Annotated in this window: 33 protein-coding genes and 1 tRNA gene; 21 read left to right on the top strand and 13 right to left on the bottom strand. The window is 61.9% G+C overall.

Features of this window, described 5'->3' with window-relative positions; translation table 11 throughout:
* The 10 genes from ACOYR3_RS11825 to ACOYR3_RS11780 all read left to right on the top strand — a co-directional run bounded on the left by ACOYR3_RS11825 (position 1) and on the right by ACOYR3_RS11780 (position 7,242).
* Complete coding sequence (locus ACOYR3_RS11825) at positions 1-459, top strand: hypothetical protein (RefSeq protein WP_422842584.1); 459 nt, start codon at positions 1-3, stop codon at positions 457-459.
* A complete protein-coding gene (locus ACOYR3_RS11820; RefSeq protein ID WP_422842583.1) occupies positions 456-698 on the top strand; it encodes a hypothetical protein in 243 nt (80 codons plus the stop codon). Before ACOYR3_RS11825 ends, ACOYR3_RS11820 begins: the two co-directional genes overlap by 4 nt.
* A 24-nt stretch (positions 699-722) precedes the next feature.
* Positions 723-1,919 (top strand): phage tail sheath protein, encoded by a 1,197-nt coding sequence (locus ACOYR3_RS11815; protein WP_422842582.1) that lies wholly within the window; start codon positions 723-725, stop codon positions 1,917-1,919.
* A gap of 39 nt (positions 1,920-1,958) precedes the next feature.
* A complete protein-coding gene (locus ACOYR3_RS11810; RefSeq protein ID WP_422842581.1) occupies positions 1,959-2,468 on the top strand; it encodes a phage major tail tube protein in 510 nt (169 codons plus the stop codon).
* Positions 2,469-2,621: 153 nt separating this feature from the next.
* Positions 2,622-2,903, top strand: a complete 282-nt coding sequence (locus tag ACOYR3_RS11805; protein WP_422846575.1) for a phage tail assembly protein — start codon at positions 2,622-2,624, stop codon at positions 2,901-2,903.
* Positions 2,904-2,911: 8 nt separating this feature from the next.
* A complete protein-coding gene (locus tag ACOYR3_RS11800; protein WP_422842580.1) occupies positions 2,912-3,028 on the top strand; it encodes a GpE family phage tail protein in 117 nt (38 codons plus the stop codon).
* A gap of 41 nt (positions 3,029-3,069) precedes the next feature.
* Positions 3,070-3,246 (top strand): hypothetical protein, encoded by a 177-nt coding sequence (locus ACOYR3_RS11795; protein ID WP_422842579.1) that lies wholly within the window; start codon positions 3,070-3,072, stop codon positions 3,244-3,246.
* Between the two features lie 33 nt (positions 3,247-3,279).
* A complete protein-coding gene (locus tag ACOYR3_RS11790; RefSeq protein WP_422842578.1) occupies positions 3,280-5,760 on the top strand; it encodes a phage tail tape measure protein in 2,481 nt (826 codons plus the stop codon).
* Positions 5,761-5,770: 10 nt separating this feature from the next.
* A complete protein-coding gene (locus ACOYR3_RS11785) occupies positions 5,771-6,214 on the top strand; it encodes a phage tail protein (RefSeq protein ID WP_422842577.1) in 444 nt (147 codons plus the stop codon).
* Positions 6,211-7,242, top strand: coding sequence for a contractile injection system protein, VgrG/Pvc8 family (locus tag ACOYR3_RS11780; protein ID WP_422842576.1), 1,032 nt, complete (start codon positions 6,211-6,213; stop codon positions 7,240-7,242). The genes ACOYR3_RS11785 and ACOYR3_RS11780 overlap by 4 nt, the downstream gene beginning before the upstream one ends.
* 112 nt (positions 7,243-7,354) lie before the next feature.
* On the opposite strand, the gene ACOYR3_RS11775 is transcribed toward ACOYR3_RS11780, so the two are convergent.
* The 8 genes from ACOYR3_RS11775 to ACOYR3_RS11740 form a co-directional block, all read right to left on the bottom strand.
* A complete protein-coding gene (locus tag ACOYR3_RS11775; protein ID WP_422842575.1) occupies positions 7,355-8,320 on the bottom strand; it encodes a hypothetical protein in 966 nt (321 codons plus the stop codon).
* Between the two features lie 317 nt (positions 8,321-8,637).
* Positions 8,638-8,817 (bottom strand): DUF1496 domain-containing protein, encoded by a 180-nt coding sequence (locus ACOYR3_RS11770; RefSeq protein WP_422846574.1) that lies wholly within the window; start codon positions 8,815-8,817, stop codon positions 8,638-8,640.
* A gap of 219 nt (positions 8,818-9,036) precedes the next feature.
* A complete protein-coding gene (locus tag ACOYR3_RS11765) occupies positions 9,037-9,915 on the bottom strand; it encodes a hypothetical protein (RefSeq protein ID WP_422842574.1) in 879 nt (292 codons plus the stop codon).
* Positions 9,915-10,754, bottom strand: a complete 840-nt coding sequence (locus tag ACOYR3_RS11760) for a hypothetical protein (protein WP_422842573.1) — start codon at positions 10,752-10,754, stop codon at positions 9,915-9,917. Before ACOYR3_RS11760 ends, ACOYR3_RS11765 begins: the two co-directional genes overlap by 1 nt.
* 102 nt (positions 10,755-10,856) lie before the next feature.
* Complete coding sequence (locus ACOYR3_RS11755; protein ID WP_422842572.1) at positions 10,857-11,255, bottom strand: hypothetical protein; 399 nt, start codon at positions 11,253-11,255, stop codon at positions 10,857-10,859.
* Positions 11,242-11,556 carry a hypothetical protein gene (locus ACOYR3_RS11750; protein WP_422842571.1) on the bottom strand — a complete coding sequence of 105 codons (315 nt, stop codon included), beginning with the start codon at positions 11,554-11,556 and terminating at the stop codon, positions 11,242-11,244. Before ACOYR3_RS11750 ends, ACOYR3_RS11755 begins: the two co-directional genes overlap by 14 nt.
* A 36-nt stretch (positions 11,557-11,592) precedes the next feature.
* Positions 11,593-12,012, bottom strand: a complete 420-nt coding sequence (locus tag ACOYR3_RS11745; RefSeq protein WP_422842570.1) for a helix-turn-helix domain-containing protein — start codon at positions 12,010-12,012, stop codon at positions 11,593-11,595.
* 363 nt (positions 12,013-12,375) lie between these two features.
* On the bottom strand, positions 12,376-12,603 hold the full coding sequence (locus ACOYR3_RS11740) for a hypothetical protein (protein ID WP_422842569.1): 228 nt from the start codon (positions 12,601-12,603) through the stop codon (positions 12,376-12,378).
* A gap of 24 nt (positions 12,604-12,627) precedes the next feature.
* Between ACOYR3_RS11740 and ACOYR3_RS11735 the strand changes: the two genes are divergently transcribed.
* The 11 genes from ACOYR3_RS11735 to ACOYR3_RS11685 all read left to right on the top strand — a co-directional run bounded on the left by ACOYR3_RS11735 (position 12,628) and on the right by ACOYR3_RS11685 (position 18,502).
* Positions 12,628-12,870, top strand: coding sequence for a hypothetical protein (locus tag ACOYR3_RS11735; protein ID WP_422842568.1), 243 nt, complete (start codon positions 12,628-12,630; stop codon positions 12,868-12,870).
* A 147-nt stretch (positions 12,871-13,017) separates the two neighbouring features.
* Positions 13,018-13,335 carry an ogr/Delta-like zinc finger family protein gene (locus tag ACOYR3_RS11730; RefSeq protein ID WP_422842567.1) on the top strand — a complete coding sequence of 106 codons (318 nt, stop codon included), beginning with the start codon at positions 13,018-13,020 and terminating at the stop codon, positions 13,333-13,335.
* A gap of 90 nt (positions 13,336-13,425) precedes the next feature.
* Positions 13,426-13,581: a hypothetical protein gene (locus tag ACOYR3_RS11725; RefSeq protein WP_422842566.1), complete on the top strand. Its 156-nt coding sequence runs from the start codon at positions 13,426-13,428 to the stop codon at positions 13,579-13,581.
* A gap of 11 nt (positions 13,582-13,592) precedes the next feature.
* Positions 13,593-13,733: a hypothetical protein gene (locus ACOYR3_RS11720; RefSeq protein WP_422842565.1), complete on the top strand. Its 141-nt coding sequence runs from the start codon at positions 13,593-13,595 to the stop codon at positions 13,731-13,733.
* Between the two features lie 2 nt (positions 13,734-13,735).
* Entirely contained in the window at positions 13,736-14,074 is a 339-nt protein-coding gene (locus ACOYR3_RS11715; RefSeq protein WP_422842564.1) for a hypothetical protein, read from the top strand.
* Positions 14,074-15,996, top strand: a complete 1,923-nt coding sequence (locus ACOYR3_RS11710; protein WP_422842563.1) for a replication endonuclease — start codon at positions 14,074-14,076, stop codon at positions 15,994-15,996. Before ACOYR3_RS11715 ends, ACOYR3_RS11710 begins: the two co-directional genes overlap by 1 nt.
* A gap of 21 nt (positions 15,997-16,017) precedes the next feature.
* Positions 16,018-16,248, top strand: coding sequence for a hypothetical protein (locus ACOYR3_RS11705; protein WP_422842562.1), 231 nt, complete (start codon positions 16,018-16,020; stop codon positions 16,246-16,248).
* Positions 16,245-16,508 carry a hypothetical protein gene (locus tag ACOYR3_RS11700; RefSeq protein ID WP_422842561.1) on the top strand — a complete coding sequence of 88 codons (264 nt, stop codon included), beginning with the start codon at positions 16,245-16,247 and terminating at the stop codon, positions 16,506-16,508. The genes ACOYR3_RS11705 and ACOYR3_RS11700 overlap by 4 nt, the downstream gene beginning before the upstream one ends.
* 24 nt (positions 16,509-16,532) lie before the next feature.
* Positions 16,533-17,171 (top strand): hypothetical protein, encoded by a 639-nt coding sequence (locus tag ACOYR3_RS11695; protein ID WP_422842560.1) that lies wholly within the window; start codon positions 16,533-16,535, stop codon positions 17,169-17,171.
* A 25-nt stretch (positions 17,172-17,196) separates the two neighbouring features.
* Complete coding sequence (locus ACOYR3_RS11690; protein WP_422842559.1) at positions 17,197-17,400, top strand: DUF4224 domain-containing protein; 204 nt, start codon at positions 17,197-17,199, stop codon at positions 17,398-17,400.
* Position 17,401: 1 nt separating this feature from the next.
* Positions 17,402-18,502: a tyrosine-type recombinase/integrase gene (locus ACOYR3_RS11685; protein WP_422842558.1), complete on the top strand. Its 1,101-nt coding sequence runs from the start codon at positions 17,402-17,404 to the stop codon at positions 18,500-18,502.
* Here the strand turns inward: ACOYR3_RS11685 and ACOYR3_RS11680 are convergent.
* From ACOYR3_RS11680 to pal, 5 genes are all read right to left on the bottom strand, one after another.
* Positions 18,462-19,211: an HNH endonuclease gene (locus ACOYR3_RS11680; RefSeq protein WP_422842557.1), complete on the bottom strand. Its 750-nt coding sequence runs from the start codon at positions 19,209-19,211 to the stop codon at positions 18,462-18,464. The two genes, ACOYR3_RS11685 and ACOYR3_RS11680, sit on opposite strands and share 41 nt — an antisense overlap.
* 145 nt (positions 19,212-19,356) lie before the next feature.
* Positions 19,357-19,432 (bottom strand) — tRNA-Lys (locus ACOYR3_RS11675).
* Between the two features lie 42 nt (positions 19,433-19,474).
* Positions 19,475-20,260, bottom strand: coding sequence for a tRNA threonylcarbamoyladenosine dehydratase (locus tag ACOYR3_RS11670; RefSeq protein WP_422842556.1), 786 nt, complete (start codon positions 20,258-20,260; stop codon positions 19,475-19,477).
* A gap of 2 nt (positions 20,261-20,262) precedes the next feature.
* A complete protein-coding gene (gene ybgF / locus ACOYR3_RS11665) occupies positions 20,263-21,057 on the bottom strand; it encodes a tol-pal system protein YbgF (RefSeq protein ID WP_422842555.1) in 795 nt (264 codons plus the stop codon).
* On the bottom strand, positions 21,057-21,593 hold the full coding sequence (gene pal / locus ACOYR3_RS11660) for a peptidoglycan-associated lipoprotein Pal (RefSeq protein ID WP_422842554.1): 537 nt from the start codon (positions 21,591-21,593) through the stop codon (positions 21,057-21,059). The genes ybgF and pal overlap by 1 nt, the downstream gene beginning before the upstream one ends.
* Between the last annotated feature and the right edge of the window lie 15 nt (positions 21,594-21,608).

The following is a 21,608-nucleotide window of genomic DNA, read 5'->3' as shown; positions in this document are numbered from 1 at the left end:
ATGTTCTTCTACGCACAAGTGGACAGCGCACGACGCGCCTTCGCCGTCACACAGGCGGCATCTGAATTGGAGGGGCCGGACCTTGTGCCCCTGGACGCCTACGACCTGGGCGTGCTGGGAAAGGTGCACAACGCGGACACCGGCGAATGGGACGAATCGCCGGCCCTGGCCGCGCAGAGCAAGGTTTCCGTGCTGGCATTCCGCCGCCGCTTCACGATCCAAGAGCGGGCCGGCATCGAGTGGGCCGCGGTGGACCGCGCCGACCAGCCGGACGCCCAGCGCCAACAGGCCGCCCTGCTGCGCGCCACCCTGGCGGACCAAGCCGCCGCCAGCTTCATCGACCTGGCCGACGCCACCACGGTGGAAGGCGTCCAAGGCATGGAGGCCATGGGCCTGATTGCGCCCGGCCGCGCGGCAGAAATCCTGGGCGCTTCGGTGCAGCCGGAGGAACTGCCATGAAAGCCTGGGCCTTGAATCTCGCCATCGCCATGGACCAGCTGGCGAACGTGCTGCTGGCCGGCGCGCCCGACGAAACGCTATCCAGCCGCGCGCACCGCATGCGCGTGAAGGGGCACCGCTGGTGGGGCTGGACGGCAGACGCCATCGACGGGCTGCTGTTCTTCGACCCGAACCACTGCGCCCGCGCCTACGAATCGGAACGGCGCCGGCTGCAGCAGCCAGCCGACCTTCGCAACTGACCCAACCATCCACAGGAGAACCCCATGGCTACCCAAGCAAACTACCACCACGGCGTGCGCGTTGTCGAAATCAACGAAGGCCAGCGCAACATTCGCATCATCAGCACGGCCGTGCTGGGCCTGATCGTCACGGCGCCCGACGCGGACGCCACCGCGTTCCCGATCAACACCCCGGTGTTGGTCACCAAGGTGGACGCCGCCATTGCCAAGGCGGGCACCCAGGGCACCCTGGTGGGCGCCCTGACGGCCATCCGCGAACAAGCCCGCCCCATCGTGGTGGTGGTGCGCGTGGAGCCGGGCGCAGGCGCCGACGAGGCCGCCAAGGAAGCCGACCAGAACGGCAAAGTCATCGGCACGGCCGTGGGCTCGCAGTACACCGGCATGCAGGCCTTGCTGGCCGCCAAGGCCAAGCTGGGCGTGCAACCGCGCGTGCTGGGCGCGCCCGGCCTGGACACCCAGGCGGTAACCACCGCTCTGGTGGCCGTGGCGCAGAAGCTGCGCGCGTTCGTGTACGCCGAGGGCCACGGCGAGGACGTGTCCGAGGTGATGGACTACCGCCAGAACTTCGACGCCCGGGAGCTGATGCTGATCTGGCCACGGTTGAAGGTGGCCACGCCCGGCACGGGCGCCATCGTGGACGTGTCGCCGGTGGCCTATGCCATGGGCCTGCGCGCAAAGATCGACGCGGAACAGGGTTGGCACAAGACGCTTTCCAACGTGCCCATGAACGGCGTGCTGGGCATCGACAAGGATGTGTTCTGGGACTTGCAGAACCCCGACACCGACGCGGGCCTGCTGAACGCGGCCGGCATCACCACACTGATTCGCAACCAAGGCTTTCGCTTCTGGGGTTCGCGCACCTGCGCCACCGACGAGCTGTTCGCCTTTGAGAGCGCCACGCGAACCGCGCAAATCCTGGCCGACACCATGGCCGAGGGCCACTTCTGGGCGGTGGACAAGCCGCTGCACCCCAGCCTGGTGAAAGACATTCTGGAAGGCATCAACGCCAAGTTCCGCGAGCTGAAAAACCTGGGATACATCCTGAACGGCCAGGCCTGGTACGACGAAGAGGTCAACGTGTCGGCCACGCTCAAGAACGGCAAGTTGACGCTGGATTACGACTACACGCCCGTGCCACCGCTGGAAGACCTCACCTTCCAGCAGCGCATTACCGACCGCTACTACGCCGACTTCGCCCTGCGCGTGGGCACCGGCGAGTAAGGCACCACCGCACCGACCGATTGACCACAGGAGAACACCATGGGACTGCCCCGCAAGATCAAGAACTTTGCCACCTTTGTGGATGGCACCAGCTTTGTGGGCGAAATGCCTGAAGTGAGCCTGCCCAAGCTGGCCCGCAAGATGGAGGATTACCGCAGCGGGGGCATGAACGCCCCGGTGAAGGCCGACTTTGGCATGGAAGGCCTGGAAGCCGAACTGACCGCCGCGGGCTACATGAAAGAGCTGTTCACCAGCTGGGGCACGCTGCGCCACGATGGCGTGCTGCTGCGCTTTGCCGGTGCGCTGCAGGGCGACGACAGCGAAAGCGTGGACGCCATGGAAGTGGTGATGCGCGGCCGGTTCCAAGAAATCGACCCCGGCAACACCAAGGCCGGCGAGGCGACGGCCATCAAATACAAGGCCGCACTGAGCTACTACAAGCTGTCGATCAACGGCGAAACGCTGATCGAAATCGACGCCGTGAACATGGTCGAAATGGTCAACGGCGTGGACCGCCTAGCCGAAGTGCGCGCCGCCCTGGGCGTCTGACGCCGCCCCCCATCCGCTGGCCCTTCGGGGCCGCTCCCTTCCCCCAATCGCCCCAATCAATTTCCCAATGGGCAAGGAAACCAGACCATGAAAACGAACACCACCATCGATCCCACGGCACCCGCTGTCGCCTTCACGGCCCCACGCATCCCCATGGGCATCCTACTGGACACCCCCATCCAGCGCGGCGGCCAGACCATCACGCATGTGCAGGTGCGCAAGCCCAACGCGGGCGCCCTGCGCGGCCTGTCGCTTGTCGAAGTCTTGCAAATGAACGTGACGGCACTGCAAACCCTGCTGCCCCGTGTGACCGAGCCGCCCCTGCTGCGCCAGGAAGTGGACGCCATGGACCCCGCCGACTTGGTGGCGCTGGGTTCGGAGGTGGTGGGTTTTTTGGTACCGAAGGCGCAACGGGAGGGCTTCCAAACCGCGTAGAGGACGCCATGGCCGACCTGGCCCTGGTGTTCCATTGGCGGCCGGCCGACATGGACCCCATGAGCGTGGCCGAGCTGATGGACTGGTGCGATCGGGCGCGCGAGCGCTACGAGCGCCAGGGCTGACCCCCTACCCGCCCGCGCCATTGGATGTGCAAGAATGACCCATGCCCACCGTTTTGAAGTCCGCGCTCATTGCTGCCCTGGTCCTGTCGGGCCTGTGGCTGCTGCTGCTGCCCGTGTACTTCTGGATGCTGTACCGCGACGCGGTGCTGGCCCCGCAGCGCGCTGCCGACCTGGCCGAAGCCGAAGCGCTGCTGGCCGAAACCGCCCCCACCCGCTGACCCTGCGCGCCCCGGCCGCCCGAGGGGCGCGCCATGGCTGACCAACTGCGCCTGCGCGTGGTGCTGGACATGGCCGAGCGCGTGCTCGCGCCGATGAAGCGCATCAGCGGTGCCAGCAACGAAACCGCCCGCGCACTCAAGGCCGCCCGCGACCGCCTCAAGGAGCTGAACGACCAGCAGGCCGCCGTGGGCAACGTGCAGAAACAGGCGGCAGAGCTGGCGCGCCTGAACAACGCGCTCAAGGTCAAGCAGGCATTGCTCGACGGCATGCGCGCCGGCGGCACGGCCACGGCCGCGCAGCTCAAGCGCGAGGAAAACGGGGTGCGCAAGCTGGCGGACGCACTGGAAGTGCAGAAGGCGGCGGCCGTCAAGGCGCGGGCCGCGCTCAATGCCATGGGGGTTACCGGCAACCTGGGCACCGCGCAGGCACGCCTGAAAGCCGAAATCGACGGGGCCACGGCCGCCATGGGCAAGCAGCGGGCCGAGCTGCAGCGCCTGGCCGCGCAGCAGCGGCACCTGCAGGAACTGCGCGACAAGCATGCCAAGGCCATGATGCACACCGGCATGGCCGCTGCCACGGGCGTGGCCATGCAGGCGGCGGGCCGACGCGGCGTGGAAATCGGCCTGGGGCCGGTGGCCAACTACTCAAAGCACGAGGACGCGATGCTGGGCATTGCGCGGCAGGTGCCTGGCGCGCGCAACGAAATTGGGCAGCTGACCGAGGTGTACCGCCAGGCCGAGCGCGACGTGCGCGCCCTGAGCGGACAGATACCGCTGGCCACCACCGAAATCACGGCCATGATGACGGCCGCGGCACGCATGGAGGTGCCCACGGGCGAGCTGAAAGAGTTCACCCTGCTGGCCAGCGAGATGGCCACCGCGTTCGACGCGGTGCCGGACCAAGTCACCGAGTCCATGGGCAAGGTGGCCAAGAACTTCAAGATTCCGCTGACGCAGATTCGCGGGCTGGCCGATGCCATCAACTACCTGGATGACAACGCCATCAGCAAGGGCGCGGACATCATCGACTTTCTGAACCGCACCAGCGGCGTGGTGTCCACCGTGGCCATGAAGGCGCAGGACGCCGCCGCCCTGGGCTCCACGCTGCTGACGCTGGGCGAGCGCGCGGAAACGGCGAGCACCGCCGCCAACGCCATCGTGCAGAAGTTCGCAGCGGCGACGAAGGGCACCAAGAAATTCAAGGCCGCCATGGCGGAGCTGGGCCTGTCCACTGAGGCCGTGCAAAAGGGCATGGCCACCGATGCCATGGCCACGCTGAACAAGGTGGTTGCCGCCATCGGCAAGCTGCCGGCGGACCAGCGCATCGGCGTGATGGTGGAGCTGGTGGGCCTGGAGCACTCCGACACGCTGGCCAAGCTGGTGGACAAGCCGGAGGAACTGGCGCGCCAGCTGGAGCTGGCCAACGGCAAAGGCGCGCAAGGCTCCATGGCCCGCGAGGCCGCGGCACGCAACGCCACGCTGTCGGCGCAGTGGCAAATGGCCAAGAACCGCGCGTTCAACTTGAGCGCCACCGCAGGCGAAGCGCTGGCGCCGGCACTCATACGCCTGATGCGCGTGGTGAATCCGCTGGTGGAGGCCTTCACCGGGTTTGTGCAGCGGCACGCCACGCTGGTGGGCTGGGTGCTGGGTGCCGTGGTGGCGCTGTCCGCGCTGACCGCGGCGCTGGGGTTCCTGCTGGTGCCGCTGGCGCTGGTGGCCGGCAAGGTGATGCTGGTGCGGTTCGTGTTTGCTCGCCTGGGGCTGGCCGCCGCGGGGCCGCTGGCCGGTGGGCTGCGCATTGCCGCGCAGGCCGCGCTGGTGTTCGTGCGCGGCGGCCTGCTGGCCATGCTGGCGGCGGGCGGGCCGGTGATTGCGGCCGTGGCGGCCATCGCCGTGGCGGCCCTGCTGATCTACAAATACTGGGGGCCGATCAAGGCCTTCCTGGGCGGCATGTGGGAAGGCCTGGGCAACGGGCTCGCGCCGGTGTTGTCGCAGATGGGGCCGCTGCTGCAGATGGGCAGCACGCTGGTGGGCTGGCTGGGCCAGGCATGGCAGTGGTTCACCGCGCTGGTGGCGCCCGTGCAGGCATCTCAGCAGGCCCTCGACGGCTTTGCCAGCAAGGGGCAGCTGGTGGGCGAGGTGCTGGGCGGCATCCTGGCCAAAATCATCAAGATGGCCGACTACCTGCCGGTGCTCCGGCTGGCTTCGCAGCTGTTCGGCAGCACCGGCGGCACGACCCCAGCGGCTGCGGCCGGCTTGGGTATGGCCGCGGGCATGCAGCCGATGCCGGCCGTTGCTGGCGGGAACGCGCTGCGGCTCATTGGCGAGACCGAGCCGCTGAAATTTGCACCCCGCACGGCCGGCCCTACGGCCACCACCAACAACATCACGGTGAACGCCGCGCCAGGCATGGACGAACAGGCCGTGGCACGCGCCGTGACGTTTGAGCTGGACCGACGCGAGCGCGCCAAGAAGTCGCGCGTGTACTCGCAGTACAGCGACATTGACGGTTAGGAGCACACGCATGCTGTTTTCTTTGGGGCAATTCGCCTTCGGACTGCAGACACTGCCCACCGACCAGCTGCGCCGGCAAACGGCCTGGCGGCACCCCAGCAACTCGCGCGTGGGGGCGCGGCCGGCGCGCCAGTTTGTGGGGCTGGGCGAGGACACCATCAACCTGTCGGGCGTACTGGCTCCTGAGTTCGCGGGCTCCATGCGTTCGCTGGAAGCGCTGCGCAAGATGGCCGACAGCGGCAAGGCCTGGGCGCTGGTGTCGGGCGCGGGCGAGGTGTTCGGCGCCTGGACCATCGAGAACCTGACCGAAACCCGCTCTGTGCTGATCGACAACGGCGCCGCGCGCCGGATCGAGTTCGACCTGCAGCTGGCGGCCGTGGATGACCAGCGGGCCGAGCCATCGGGCGGGGTGGACCCCTGGCCGGTGGATGACTACTGGGAGTGGTGGCTGTGATTTTTGTCCCTGACTACCAGCAGACCAGCCAGCTGCACCGCGCGCCCACGTTCACGCTGGTGGTGGACGGGCGGGACATTTCCAAAAAGGTGGAGGCGCGCCTGGTGTCACTCACCCTCACCGAAGCCCGAGGCGGCGAAGCCGACCAGCTGGACCTGGTGATTGACGACAGCGACGGCCGCATGGGCATACCTGCGAAGGGGGCAGAGCTGGCCCTGGCGCTGGGCTGGGAAGGCAGCGGCATGCAGGACAAAGGTACGTTCGACGTGGACGAAGTGGAGCATAGCGGCGCGCCCGACCAAATCAGCATCCGCGCCCGATCCGCCGAGATGCGGCGCGAGCTGCGCACCCGCGCAGAGCGCAGCTACCACGGCAAGAAGCTGGGCGAAATCGTGGGCGACATTGCAAGGCGCAACGGCCTGCAGGTGCGCATTGACGACAGCCTGGCCAACACCCCTGTGGAGCACATCGACCAGACCCGCGAGAGCGACCTGCACTTTCTGACGCGCCTGGCCAAGAAGCACGACGCGGTGGCCACCGTAAAAAAAGGCCGCCTGGTGTTCAAGCCCATCGGATCCACCATCGCCGCGAATGGCGAAGCGCTGGAAACAATCACAATCACCCGCGCCGATGGCGACCAGCACCGCTACCACAGCGCCGACCGCAACGCCTACAGCGGCGTGCGCGCGTACTGGCACGACCCGAACGCGGCCGAGAAAAAGAGCGTGCTGGTAGGCGAGCAGGAAAACGAAAAGCGCCTGAAAGACACCTACGGCAGCGAGGCTGACGCCATGGCCGCCGCGCGGGCCGAGCGCGGGCGCATCGAGCGCGGCAAAGCCACCATGGAGCTGACGCTGGCCATTGGTCGCCCCGAGCTGATGCCGCAGACTCCGGTGGTGCTGCGGGGGTTCAAGGATGTGATCGACGCCACCGAGTGGCTGGTGGTGAAGCTGACGCACACCCTGGGAGATGGTGGACTGATCACGCGCCTGGAATTAGAAAAGCGGCAGCCAGCATACACAGATTAATCTTGACATAACGCGCCACCATCCCTGCCGAAGCACGGAGCCGGGCCAAACGGAGCCTATATTCATCCAGCAATATAAATAATTATATAAAATTGCCACAACTCATTTTTAATCATGCATCATCTTTCGAGTTTTTGTTCATTTTTTGAAAAATAGACAAAATTTGATTCAGCGATTTAATGTCAAATGATTGTTTATTCAAATTCGCAGGACGCTCCGGCCAAACAAAATCCCGAGCTACGGTGGTACCGAGTTGAGCATCTAGCGAACCAGGCACCGCAGACTCTTCACTCGCCAATTTCAACAAAAGCAATCGATCAAATATAGCCTTTATTTTTAATAGCTCGGTAGAGCTTTCAATGAAATTGCGATACTGTTTTAAGAACCATGCACTTATTAATTCTATAGCAACAAAAAGAGAGGCGCACGAAACAATTCCATACACATGCGCCTGCTTAAAGCCAACAAAGTGAAAAACCAGTTGCCAAGATATTATCGATATCAGAAAGAACGCAATTCCTGCACCCGCATAAAGGATGCCCTTATCCAATAGAGTAGATGCTTTCTCATCATTTGTTTCAGCCTGAATCTGAAGTAGCGAAGTTATTTCTTCAATCATTCGCTTAAAATCCTTAGCTGGTTCCTCCTCATCTCCACCAATAGGGAAAGGCCATGCAGCTTGAGGATCAAGTGATTTTTCATTTCGACGAGATGCACGCCTCAAAAAATCAACATCAGCAACTCTATTGGATGAGCCAACCAGGGAAGCAACAGCCCAAAGCATGGCCCCCAAACCCAATAATACCAAGTAATATCGGGAAATGAAGTTAGCCAGGGTATCGACATCATTTATACCGTAATAATAACCAAACGTTGCCGAGAACAGCCCTCCTAAAGCGGCTGCAAGGCTGTAGCTGCGTTTTCGTTGTTGATTTTTTATTCTTTCGAATTCTGCGATCTCCTGCTCTTGAAGTCGTTGAGCAAGAAGCTTCTCATTTAGATCTGCTTGTTTTTGCAAATCTTCGAGCCGCGCTTTTAAAATCTCATCATCAACACCAGGAATGGGGGAGACAGTCATTTCAACATAAAAATATTTGATTTATCAAATCTTGAGCCGCATTTGGCCAAACTATTCAGAATTTCAAATTCAAAACAACAGACCGAAGAACACCCTTTACACCAGAGAGCATTGTGGGTAGAGCTACACGGGATCGGCCGCACTGACATAGCCACTTCAAAAATTGGAAAATACATCCCTTCCAACGCAGTGATTTTTAATTAAACACTCAAAGCATTACTAATACTGAAACCAGGACTGAAAAAACAGGTAGATTTACCGTACACAAGAGCTAAGCGGCATAATTTTTTCACACTAAAATTACTAAATTACTCCATCTAACCGCGTGCCCACTTGGGCATTCCGTCGACTATCTGGCACTCCATCTCGAACCGGCCCATGCGAATCACAGCCCCGGCTGAGTAGGAGCCCCCTTGATAGTGGCAAGCCGGCGGTGAATCGGGTGCAGTCGCTACTCGGCCCAATTCGCTGCAAAGCAGGAACGCCGCAGCAATCACTGCCGACACCACACTAGCGGAACCTAAAAAAAAGCCACAGCCAAGGGGCTGTGACTAGATGTCGATATGTATTTTTCGATGTGGGTCACTGCATTGCCCGCTACTACTTGACCGGCATCCCTGCGAATTTCAACCTTCCCTTGCCCGTGCACCATTTGTTCCTTGGCTTAATGAGTTGGGCACAAATTGTTGCATCTCCGCGTGCAGGGCAATCGATGCTCATGAGCCAGCATCAACGTACCAGTTTTGGACTTGTTCGGCCAGTTCTTCGGGCCGCTCTGACTCTGCCAGCAGCATCAAGTTCGATTCGCGCATTTTGTAAGAGAAGTTCTCCCACCACCTCTCCCACTCGTCAACATTCGCTCTTGGCAAGAGTGTTGCGGATGGTGTCAAAACGGCAAGCCCGAGCTGCTTGCGGGTACGCACATGGCGAAACATTTCTAAATCCGCTAACGCCGTGACAACGTTCAGGCGCGCTTTGTTCAGATCAAGATAGCACGCAGAAACAACGCTGCTTGCTGTCTCTGTGTCGTCATAGGTGATGTCAAAAGAGTGGAACTTGTCCCCGTCTTTGATCTGAAGTCCACCCTCTGGCTGACTGATAGTCTCGTAACGCGTGCTCAGCCGGACTTTCATCAGCTCCGCCATTTTTTGACGTAGTGCTGGCTGTGTAATCCCTTGATTTCGCGGCCTACGTTCAGGTGCTGTGACCGTGACAACGCGTTCGAAAATACGCGATAGCACCGAATTTGCATCTGACCCGCTGACATAGTGGCCTTCACCAACACGGATTTGCGGGCTGGCGCTGACATAGCGCGACCAAGGGGAGTTCTTCGCTAACTGCAGATCCGCCGCAAGCTCACTGCGCAGCCAACCCCAGGTGTCCCTGCTGAAGCGGTCACCGTAAAAGCACTGAAGCCTCGCCGCCTCTTCGGCAACCCGAAAATTCACCAACTTGCCAGCCCGCGACAGCGCTACGCCGATCACGAAAAACTGAGGAACATGGAGTTCAGGCTGAAACTCAATGGTGTGCCACTTGCCCTCAAAGCCGGGCGCAACAGCGTCAGTTGCTTTTGCCAATTGGCTAAGGTCAATCATCAGATCACTCCAAGACGGTCTTGCAGCCATTGCTGCGCTGCGCGCTCGCCAACAAAAGAGAGAATTCGGTTTGCCAGTTCAGGCGCCTGTTTTGGAAACACATGGGCCAACAAACCACGGATTTCATCTTGGCATGCTGTGAGTGCCCTCTCGTGTTGGTGGGCCAGCAACACCATATGGCTACACACACTTTCAAACTCGCTGTGTGGCAGCTTGCGACCGTCACGCGCCCTTATCAGTACACGCATGGAGTCGCCTGGCGCTGAGGAATGTTGAAGGTCTTCGCGCAACCAGTTTTGGTGTCCGAAAACCATTTCGTGGTCTATCGGAACACAGGCGCCGCCCCTCGTAAATAGTACGTTGCCTGTATTGCGGTCGATGTTAAAAAACATTTCGTCAAAAGCTGCAATCGCTGCACCTTTTGCAGAGCGCAAAACCTCCAGCCACTTCGCATCGGCCTCGGCCCCAGCAAACAGTGCTTGAATGCTGCCAAAGTCCAATTTTTGCGATGCCCATGCCAACACGTGCCCATTGCTCACCCATTCCGCTGGTACACCGTTTCGGCCCAACACTTGAATGGCTTTCGCTTGTGAGAGCACAAGAATGGCCGCGTGTTTTGGCGCACTGATCCCAGCAGCCCTCAGGAAAAGCCAGGAGATAGCCTCGTTGCACGCACGCAGGCCATCGGGCTGCATCAGTTTGACGACACTGATGACGGGGGCGGATTGAACAGGGTACCGGACTTCGGCAATGTGGGTGGATGCATTCGCCCCACGGTGGGAAAGCGGACCCAAATAACTGATATAGGCGCTTTCAGGCAGAACAGGGAATTGGGTCATTGTGACATTGCACCTGTGCGCGACGTCAGTTAAGCAAATAGCGACGATCAAACGCGGTAACGCTGCATTGGCAGCATACTTATTTAAACAACACTGCCGTCACTAATACTGAATCTTACCGATCAAAAATCGAATTATCAGCCCATACGCTCCAGCCAAAAAAACAACTTTGGCATAGAAAAATATATTGGTTGGCCAATTTATCGCACTTGGCGCCACAAGAGGCGCCTCAATCCCCACGCCCTCCCTTTCCTTGCGCCATGTATATATACCCCATGCAATACTTCCATAAAAATATTGCAACAAATCCGAAGCCATGGCAAGCATTGCCAACAATAGAGCCCAATACAAATCTGCGTGCAATGTTACGCCGCCTGATTTGTTGTCCACCTTAAAGGTCCAAACAATTGCAACAGAAGCCAGCGCAAGCGTTCGAACGTTATCACTCAGCTTTCCGCTATACCCGTAATAGGCTTCACGATATGCTTTAATATTTGACATCAGGCTTCTTGGGACCGGTTGAAGTTGTACCGCTAAAACTTGGAGATTTTTTCACCGAGGCAGGCTTTTTAGCTGCAGCAGTTTTTTTCGTCGACGACAGAGCGTACTGAGCAATAGTTGAGCTGCTTGTCCGGGCACGCTTTATCTTGGCTATGGCTGCCGCTATATTCTTCTCTTCGACTTGAATAAAATCACTGCCAAGACTTTTTGATTTTTTCTTAACGATTTTTATTATCAGCTTTGCTTTTGATTGCGATAACTCTACAGCAAAGCCATCCGGCAGTTCGATTTCTATTTTCATAAAGTTCAGAAACTAAAGTTGCTCAATTAATGAATACTATTTCTTGGCTTTGCGGTTCAAGTTAAAAGTCATCGGGCCAGCTACTCTCTGATCGCCGCTCACATGCTGGCCCACGTCGCCGCCGATGGTGACGGAATGTCCGCCCCCTGCGGGCGCCTGCCCAACTTCCTGCAAGTAGCCACGCAAGACGGGGCTACCGTTGCGCCAGCGTGTCAGCAGGGTTGATTCCGCCTCCGAGAGCACGCCCGCGGACTCGCTCCCGCGCTTCCCGGTGACGATGTACAGCACGTCTGCGCCAGCATTGGCAACGCCGGCCAAAAACGAAACATCGGGGAAGCGCTCGCCCTTTTCGTAGTTGATGACCGCACGTTTGAGCACACCCCCGGCTGTGCCAAAGGCTTCCTGCGTCAAACCCAGGCGCTCACGCTCTTCGCGCAATCTTGAAAAAATGCTCATGTAGACACAAATTCATTGACAAGTGCCCAAACGGACACCACAATGCGTTTACGTTGTAACCAATCCACTCCAGATAGTACATGGACACCACCAATCCACCGCATGGCAAATGCGCAGCAAAGCCACGCACCGTGATGACGGCGGCGTTACGGAGCCAGCACAGCATGATTTGCTTCTCCATACGCCCGGGCCAGGCCTCCGTCCCCGCTGATCTGAATGCCTTTACCGACCTGTGCGCCGTGTTGTCGCAAGGCTTGCTGGAGCTGGTGCACAAGCATCTGCCCGGGGCCGAAATTGACATGGAAGTGGCCGAGGGCGCCACGCAGGTGCGTATGGCCTCGGAGGTATTTCGCCGTGCAGAGGCTATGCGCTCAAGTCCATTGAAGGCCTCCGACCCATCGCGGCAAGTGCCTGTTGCCTGTCCTCCAGCACCTGCTGGTGAATGCGCTGGGCAGCCTGCAGAAGCGCTTGGTACACATCGGGCAGGTCTTTCTCGATAGCCATGTCGATGCGTTCGCTTCTGCTGGCCGCCAGCTTGGCACCCACCAAAGCGGCCGCGGCTTGAAACACCGGCCAATTCACTTCTTCCATGGTTTGCTCCTCTGTGGTTTGACTATGTACACATCCCTCGCAACCCCGACAGCATCCGGCCAACCCAGCCAAGGTCCTGCACTGGCGCCCGACCGGCTGGTGCATGACAAGCCCATCGCCCTGCGCATGACGCAGGCAGAGCGCGATGAGGCCTTTCAGCTGGCGGGCGAAGAAAGCCGCAGCGCCAGCAGCTTTGCTCTGCACGCCTACCGGCTGGGCGTGGCCGAACACAAGCGCCGTCGCGCGGCCTTTGCCGCTAACTCCTGACGAGTAGCGCACCGTGCCTGGCATCCACGTTTTAAAGCGGTTGCGCCTTGTGGCCATTGTCTTGGCCATGCCGCTGCCATGCGCGCAGCCAAGTGCCGTTTGTGCGCACTACTTCACAGCCAATGCGGCAAATGAGGACGACACCCTATGCGCATGATGTGCCCCCACTGCAAACAGAACGCCTACACGCGCCACAGTGGCCAGCTGACCAGCACGAGCCGCGAGACGATCTTCCACTGCCGCAACTATGAGTGCGGGCACGTGTTCAGCGCCGTGACGGAAATCAACCGCACGATTTCCCCCAGCGCAACGCCCGACCCCTCGGTGGTGCTGCCCATGTCGTCCCACATCAAGCGCGCTTTGCTGCAGCAGCAGTTGCAGTCCATGCCATCGGCTGACTACCAGCCGCGCCATGGCGGCTTTGTGACGGGCGACCTTTTCGCCGCGATGCCCGCCGCCGGGTAACGCCCTCCCCCTCCCCCCTTTCTCTCTTCTGACGGTGCCCCTTTTTGGGGCCTCGCGGGGATTCGTTCGCCTTGTGTTTTTGGAGTTGCCATGCGTTTGATTGCTTTTCGCGTAACCCTGCTGGCATGCGCCTTGGCCGCCCCAGGCCTTGCCCTGGGTGCAGCCCCCTTGCTTTGGCTGGCGGGCGCCGTGGCGGTGGTGGGCCTGGCGGCCATGGTGGCCGCGCTTGCGGGGGTGGCCCCATGAGCTGCTTTCGCGTGACGCACATTGATGTGCACCACCACCGCCGGCGCATGCGCGTGCAGGCGTTGAACCGCGCCGGGGCCGTGGCCTGGGTTGAGCAGCTGTACGGCGATGCCTGGTACATCGCGGCCGTGCGTGAGGCGGGGGACCGCTGAGCATGTCCGAGGCAACGTGCCCCGAGCCGCTGCATTCGCCCATCGCGCGAGTGCACTACGCGCGCTTGTTCGGGGTGGGCAATGGATCCCTGCGCGATGAGTTCGTGCAGATGGCCAGCCAGAAGCGCTGGTCGGACGCCGAGTCCCGCGAGTGGGGGCGCATGGCCGAGACGCACCGCATGGCGCTGATGCTGCTGGCCGGTGTGGATGGCGACCTGGGGGCACTGGCCCAGCGCCACTGGCGCGAACTGCCGGAGCCCGAGCGCGTGGCCTTGAAGGCCGAGGCCCGGTTCGCGCGGCGTGAGTTCAGCCGCTTGCATGCGCTGACGGGGCGGTGGTGATGGGCAAGCGCAATCAGTTCCAAGACTGGGGGACAGTCGAGCGGTGGCAGGCCAACACACTCGCCGCCCAGCTGATCGCCACCTTGCCCCCGCAATGGGCCGAAGGGGTAGCCGAGCTGCGACGCTCGCCACCAGACACGCCGGCATGGCAACGCAACAGCGCTTGGTTGGAGCGCCTGCAAGAGTTCAAGGCCGAGCACGGCGACGCGCTGCACTGGAGCATGAGCGACGCCGATATTTGCGAGCGCGCGCAGGCGGTGGCCGAGGGTGTGACGCGCTTGATGGACCTGTGGCACGAACCGACCACGGATGCCGCGCCCGCGTCGATTGCAGACCTGACGCACAAGCCGCTGACCGAAGCCGAGCAAGTAGCGCTGGTGCGCACTACATGCAAGCTGCTGGATGTGGACCCGCCCGAGGCCGACACACCCAAGGGGGTGATCGGCAAGGGCCAGGACGTGGCCTTTTGGCGCAAGCGCCTGCGCCAGAAGGTGGCACGGGTACGCGAGTTGGGGGCCATCAAGCTGGGCGTGGTGAACCACCAGAAGGGTGGCTACTGCAGCAACGCGGCGGTGGAGAACCGCCAGCAGCAGTTGGCCCGAGCGGCCGCCATGATGGAACACACCCTGGTGCGCAATGAAGCCGGCCAGGTGTACCGCCTGGGCGAGCTGGCCAAGCTGGGCGTGTCCGACCGCGACGTGCGGCGGGGCGAGCTGATGGTGCGCATTCGCGGCTGCGAGGAATATGCCGACGCGGCTGGCCATGTGGGCCTGTTCTTCACGCAAACGCTGCCCAGCAGGTTCCACGCCATGCTGGCACCGCCCAAGGGCACGCGCCTGCCGTCGCGCAAGAACCCGAAATATGACGGATCAAGCCCGCGCGAGGGGCAGGCGTGGTTGCGCAAGCGGTGGGCCGATGCGCGCACGGCATTGGACGAAGCGGGTGTTCGGTTCTATGGATTCCGCGTGGCGGAGCCGCACCACGATGGGTGCCCGCATTGGCATTCGTTGTTCTGGTTTCAGTCCCACGCGGATGCGAAGCGGGCGGCGGCAATCATCAAGCAGCACTGGCTGAAGCCGGAGGACTGGGAGTTCCCCGAAGTGAAGGGACGGAGGGCGCGCTCGTTGCTGATGACGCGTGAGACGGGTGCCCGCAAGAACCGGGTGAACGTGAAGTGGCTCGATGCTGGGGGCGCCGCTGCCTACATCGCCAAATACGTGGCCAAGAACGTGGGCGGCTCGTACCAGATCAACCATCTGGACGGCCAGGCCGATGGCCATGCGCAGGGGGAGCTGTTCGACGTGGACGCGGGCGAGGTGCCCGGCTATGTGCGGGTGGATGCCTGGGCCGCGACCTGGGGTATTCGGCAGTTTCAGCCCATTGGGCAGCCCAGCGTGGTGGCTTGGCGCGAGATGCGCAGGGTGACGCATGACCAGGTGGAGCAGGCCCGCATTGAGGGCGACACCATCGCCTGGCGCATTTATGGGGCCGTGCACAAGGTGGGGGCCATCAAGGCCGACTGGCGTCGCTTCATGGAGCTGATGGGCGGCCCCTGCCGCAAGCGCGGCGAGTGGGCCATGTCGGTGGCGCACCGCGAAACCAAGACCACGAACCGCTACGGCGAGGACGTGGAAAAGAAGGTTGCCGTGGGCCTGGCGCTGCAGTCAGGCCGCTGGCTGATTTCGCGCCGCCAGGCATGGAGCCGGGTGGCCGATGGTGGCCAGGACCCCGAGGCCCGCGCCGCGAAGTCGGCGCCTTGGACTTGTTTCAATAACTGTAGAGCGCGCCTCACCGGCGAGCTTCGCCGGGCATTCTTAGGCCGGGGCCGTCACGAAATCGAGGACTGGACCCCGCAGACCGAACCACAGCAGCCGCCACACCGGCCCGCTGCCCACCCCTCTCCCAAATTTTTCCAACCCTGAACCACTGCAGGAGCTATGACCGTGCCCGCAAAACTGACCATGCCCACGCTGGGCCTCACCAATCCGCGCTTCCGGTATCGCAACGCCAGCAGCACGGACATATCGGAAACCTTCAAGCGCGCCCGCCGCGCCATGAACAAGGCGAAGCGGGACGCGGATAACGCGCAGCAGGCGCTGGAGTTGGAGCCCGTGGACAGCACGGCGGCCACCGTGGTGGTGGCCATGCCCCGGCGCGCGCGAGGTGCGGCTTGACCGTGTCCTCTGTGGAAGCCATGCATGCGGCCTGGCTGTCGCTGGTGCATCTGCCAGCGTGCCGTGAATGGCCCGCCGACTACGAAGCCGTGATGGCTGACCCGGTGCGCGGCCGCCTCGTGCGCTTGCAGGCCACGTTCTTGGCGCGCATCGCCGCCGAGAAAGCGGCGGCCCACTCGCCACCCCCTGCCCCTTCCATTGCCCTGCGCCCGCTGTGCTTTGACCGCAAGCGAGCTGCTGCTGGCGACCTCGACGACTGAATCACCCCGAACAAAAGGAGAACCATGAAAACCCCTCTCATCATCGCCCTGACGGGCCGGCCTGGCGTGGGCAAGGACACCATCGCGGACGTTCTCGCCCCACAACAGGGATTCGCCCGCATCGCCTTCGCTGATGCCCTGCGCCGCGAGGTGTGCGAAGCATGGCGCATCGACCCGCGCATTCTGACGGCCCGGGAGACGAAGGAGCTGCCTATTCCATCGCTGGCGGCCGGCATGTGCGGTGAACCAGCCTTCATGCGCTGGATCGCTGATGGCGGCGACAGCCTGACCGAACCCCGCAGTCCGCGCTGGGTGATGCAGCGCTGGGCATCCTTCAAGCGCCGATTCATCCCTGACTACTACGCACGGCTGGTGGAACGCTGGATAGGCCGTCAGCTGGGCTGCGGCTGGAACCGCATCGTGGTGACGGATCTGCGCGACCCAGTGGAGTGGACAATGCTAGCCCGATTGGGTGCGAAGGTGGTGCGCGTGCATCGGCCAGAGCTGGCCGCGCTGCCAGAGGACACGGCCATGCACGTGAGCGAGCAGCACCACGCGATCAAGGCCGAAGCGGACATCCTGAACGATGGCTCACTGCAGGCCCTGGCCGACGCGGTGGTGGAGCTGGTGGATTCAATGGCTGCGACGCCCGAGGCGGCTTGAGGGAAAAGGTATGGCGGAGCCTGCAATGTTCTTGGAGCCCGATGAGCTGTGTGTTCTGACGGGCCGAAAGCTGAAATCTAAACAGATTCAATGGCTGCGTGGCGAAGGCATCCCCTTTCGCATCAATGCGCTGGGGCATCCGGTGGTGACACGCGCCACGGTTGAAAGCCGCAAGCCCGAGCCCACGCAGCGGCCGGCCTGGAGCCCGCGTGTGATGGGAGCACGCTGACATGGGCCGCAAACCAACAAGATGGACCAATCTGCCGCGGGGGATGCGCGCGCGCGAGCGGGGCAACAAGATCCACTACTACCTAGACACCGGGGGCAAGCCGCGCAAGGAAATTCCACTGGGGTCGGACTATGTGGCGGCCGTGCACAAGTGGGCCGAGCTGACCGCCGCGAAACGCCCGGTCGGCGCGGACTACACGTTTGTCGACGTGGCGGTGGCATACAGGGCCAAGGTATTCCCCACCAAGGCCCCGCGTACTCGCTCGGACAACGAAAAAGAGCTGGAATGGCTGCTGAAATTCTTCGGAGATCCACCCGCGCCGCTGGACGGAATTGAACCACTGCACATGCGCCAATACATGGACTGGCGGGTGATAGAGGCCAGGAAACTGGCCATCCAGGCGAACGCGGAAAGAGTAGCCGCCGGGCGCGGCACACAACCTATTCCCGACACCTTGGGTCAGGTGCGCGCAAACAGGGAGAAGGCCCTGTTTTCGCACATGTGGAACTTCGCCAGGGAGAGCGGCTACACCAAAGCGCCGAACCCGTGCGCGGGCATCAAGGGCTTCAAGGAATCAGGCCGCGATGTGGTGGTGAGCGACCAGATGATGCAAAGCATCCTGGAGCATGCGGGCCTGCCGCTGCAGTTCGCCATCCGTCTGGCTGACCTAACCGGCCAGCGGCCGGGCGATGTGCTGCGCATGAGCGAAAGCCACATCAGCGGGGGCGTGCTGCATGTGCGGCAGGGCAAGACCGGGGCCAAGCTGCGCATTGAAATCGAGGGCGAACTCAAGCGCCTGCTGGCGGAGATACAAGTCTTCAAGTCGCAGTTCAAGGTGCGGCCGCTGGCGCTGCTGGTGAATGAGTCGGGTGAGCGGCTGTCGAAGCACATGCTGCGGGACCGCTTTGACGACGCGCGGGCTGCAGCGGGTATCGCCAAGGCGGACTTTCAGTTTCGCGACCTGCGCGCCACGGCTGCAACGGCCGTGGACGAGGAATCTGGAACGCGATCAGCCCAGGCGCTGCTGGGACACACTACTGAGGGGATGACGGCGCACTACATCAGGCACAAGGTGGGGAAGAAGGTGAAGCCTGTTCGCTAGCTCGATGCGCATTGATGATTGAGCGCAACTCTTGCACGGTGAGCAGGTGATCTCCACGGTGCAGCATGCGGTGGCAGTTCGCGCAAACCAACGCGACATCCTCAATCCTCGTAATTGCTTGCCCAGCCATGGATGAGACCGGCACTGTGTGGTGCGCCTCTATGTAATCGGCCCCAAGTTCACCATAGGCGGCGCTGAAATTGAACCCACACACATCGCAGTCCAGACGTCCGGTTTGAACCAATCTTCGCGCCTTTGCCTGGCCTGGAAGGGCCCCGCTACGTTCAATGTGCCGGTGCAACCGGTAAGACTGCGCCCCCTCGGGGTATTCCCGTCCTTCTTCTATTACCGCTTCTTCAATTCGGCCCACCGTCCGTTCCTCATCGGACGGATTCCGGCTCAGATCGTCCGCCCCTGCGTGACCGCCAGCGCCGTCAGAGACTGACTCTTCCAAAAAGTTGATGTACCGGCGAAGGGCTGCACCGTACATGCTGTGCCCACGCTTGTTGCGAGCCAAGAATACCGGCAGCTGTACAAGCCGCGATGAAATCTCTCGAAAGCTCCCAACGTCAAAAATCGACGTGAGAGGCCCATCGCTTAGCCCTGCCTCGATTGCCCACTCTGTCAGTGCGCCGCGCATCGCACCATCGTATTTTCTGATGGTCGATTCTGTCCAATTGCGACTTCTCATCCATTCTTCAAATGTCACACAACCCCTCTGTTGTCTAGCGAATGAGCCGTTTTGCGGAACACGATTGGAATTTGCGGAACAAGTAGCGACGAAAGCCGATGGTAACGCTATTGTTTTAGGAGCAATAAAAAAGGCTCTGTATTGCTACAGAGCCTTATGTTCTTGGTAGGACGTACAAGATTCGAACTTGTGACCAACGGATTAAAAGTCCGCTGCTCTACCAACTGAGCTAACGTCCCGACCTCATGCAGAAAGCATTTCGATTGCTGCAAAGCCTTGAATTATAGCGTGGTTTTTGCAGCCTTTTGGGGTGTGGATGCCAGTTTGTCCAGCACCCAGCCTGCGGCGCACATTCCGAACGCTGCGGTCACCGCCACCACGGACCCGTACCCATGGCAGTTCAACGTGCCATCGCCGGAGACGTTGCAGGACGCATCGGGCGGCGCCACCGCTTCCCGGCTGAAGACGCACGTAATGCCCATCTTGCTGCCGCCACGCGCTGCCTGGTGGTGCTTGCGAAGACGGTAGCGCAATTGCGCCAGGAGCGGATCGTGGGTTGTCAGGGCGAGATCGTCCACATCCACCTTGTGCGCGTGGCGCTTGCCGCCGGCAGCCCCGACGGCGATGTGAAGCACCTTGGCCGCATGGGCCCACGCCGCAATCGCCGTCTTGGCCGCAACCTGGTCGCAGGCATCGATCACGGCATCCACGGGCTGGGGCAGCAGGCCCGGCCAATTGTCAGGGCCAGCAAAGTTATCCACGCAGTGGACGGTGCAGCCGGGGTGGATCTGGGCGATGCGGTCCCGCATCGCCTCCACCTTGGCTTGGCCCACGGTGCCCTCCAAGGCGTGAATCTGGCGGTTGATGTTGGACTCTGCAACATGGTCGAGATCGACCAGCGTCAGCTCGCCGACGCCGCTGCGCGCGAGCGCTTCAGCCGCCCAGGAGCCCACCCCCCCGATGCCGATGACGGCGACACGGGCGCTGCGAATGCGCTGCGCCCCTGCCACCCCGTACAAACGCTCCAGGCCGCCAAAACGGCGCTCGAGCGCCAACGCATCCGGCATTGCTACTTCAGGCGAGACAGCCGCTCTTTGGCTGCGCTGGCAGCCTCGGCATGCGGATAAGCGCGAACCAGGTCCTCCAGCGTCTTGCGGGCGGCGCGCGTATCTTTCAGCTCGATCTGGCAGTTGGCGATCGACAAGGCCGCTTCGGGCGCACGGGCGTGGCCAGGCGCCTCGGCCAGCATTGCCTTGAAGTTGCCGATGGCTTCCTTGTAGTCGCGCGTTGCATACTGCGCGTTGCCAAGCCAGAACCGGGCAGAAGGAACAAATCCACTGCGCGGATACTGTCGAACGAACGCGGCAAAAGCAGTGCTGGCATCGCCGAACTTGCCCGAGCGGAACACCGCCAAGGCGGCTTCGAAGTCTTTCTTCTCGGCAGGGTCGGCCTGGAATTCCTGGCCGTCCAGCGTGACCTTGACCGGCTCGAACTGCTTGAGGCGCTCATCAACGCCCTGGGCAATGTCTTTCTGGCGCTTCTGCAGGTCGGCGGCGTCGCGCAGCAACTGTTCGTTCTGCCCGCGCAGCTTGGACTGTTCGGCCTTCAGGGTGTCGATTTCACCTTGCAGGTCGAGCAGGCTGCGGCGCAGCTGGCTGTTTTCTTCCGCCTGCCGCCGAGCCTCCTCTGCCGACCGCTGCTGCGACTGCTGCAGTCCGTCCACACGCTGGCGAATCTCGATGATGGCCCGCCGTGCCTCACTGTCCTCGAACAGAGCGGCATGGCTGGCTGGTACCAGGGCCGCCGACAGCAGCAAGGCCGCCGCCAGCGCCTTGGGCGTGAAGTGCAGAGCCATTGCGCGCATCAACGGTAGGACAGCTCGGCGCGGCGGTTCTGGGCGTGGGCATCTTCAGTGCTGCCCTGCACGGCCGGCTTTTCCTTGCCGAAGCTCACTGCTTCCATCTGGCTGTCCGGCACCCCCAGCAGGGCCAGCGAGCGGCGCACGGCTTCTGCACGCTTCTGGCCCAGGGCCAGGTTGTATTCGCGGCCACCGCGATCGTCGGTGTGGCCTTCGATCATCACCTTGCGGCCGTTGCTGGCCTTGAGGAAACGCGAGTGCGCTTCAATCAGCGACTGGAACTCGGGCTTGATGACATAGCTGTCGTAGTCGAAGTACACGATGCGGCTCACGCCGACGGGGCCTGCCGCGTCACGGCCCGATTGGCCGAGATCCACGCCTGCCACGCCGCTTTGCGCGGTGTTGCCAGAGTTGGCGCCGTTGGCGCCCAGGGTGGACGTGGCGTTCTTGTCTTCGACGGGGACGTCATCAAGTTTCACGCCGGAACTGCAGCCTGCGACCAGGGCTGCGACGGTAATGGCAAGGGTAATGCGTTTGAACATCCGAAATTCTCCTGA

Source organism: Acidovorax sp. M2(2025) (assembly GCF_049330835.1).
Lineage (GTDB): Bacteria > Pseudomonadota > Gammaproteobacteria > Burkholderiales > Burkholderiaceae_C > Acidovorax.
The sequence above is the reverse complement of the archived record's forward strand: the minus strand, read 5'-3'. Positions and strand labels throughout refer to the sequence as shown.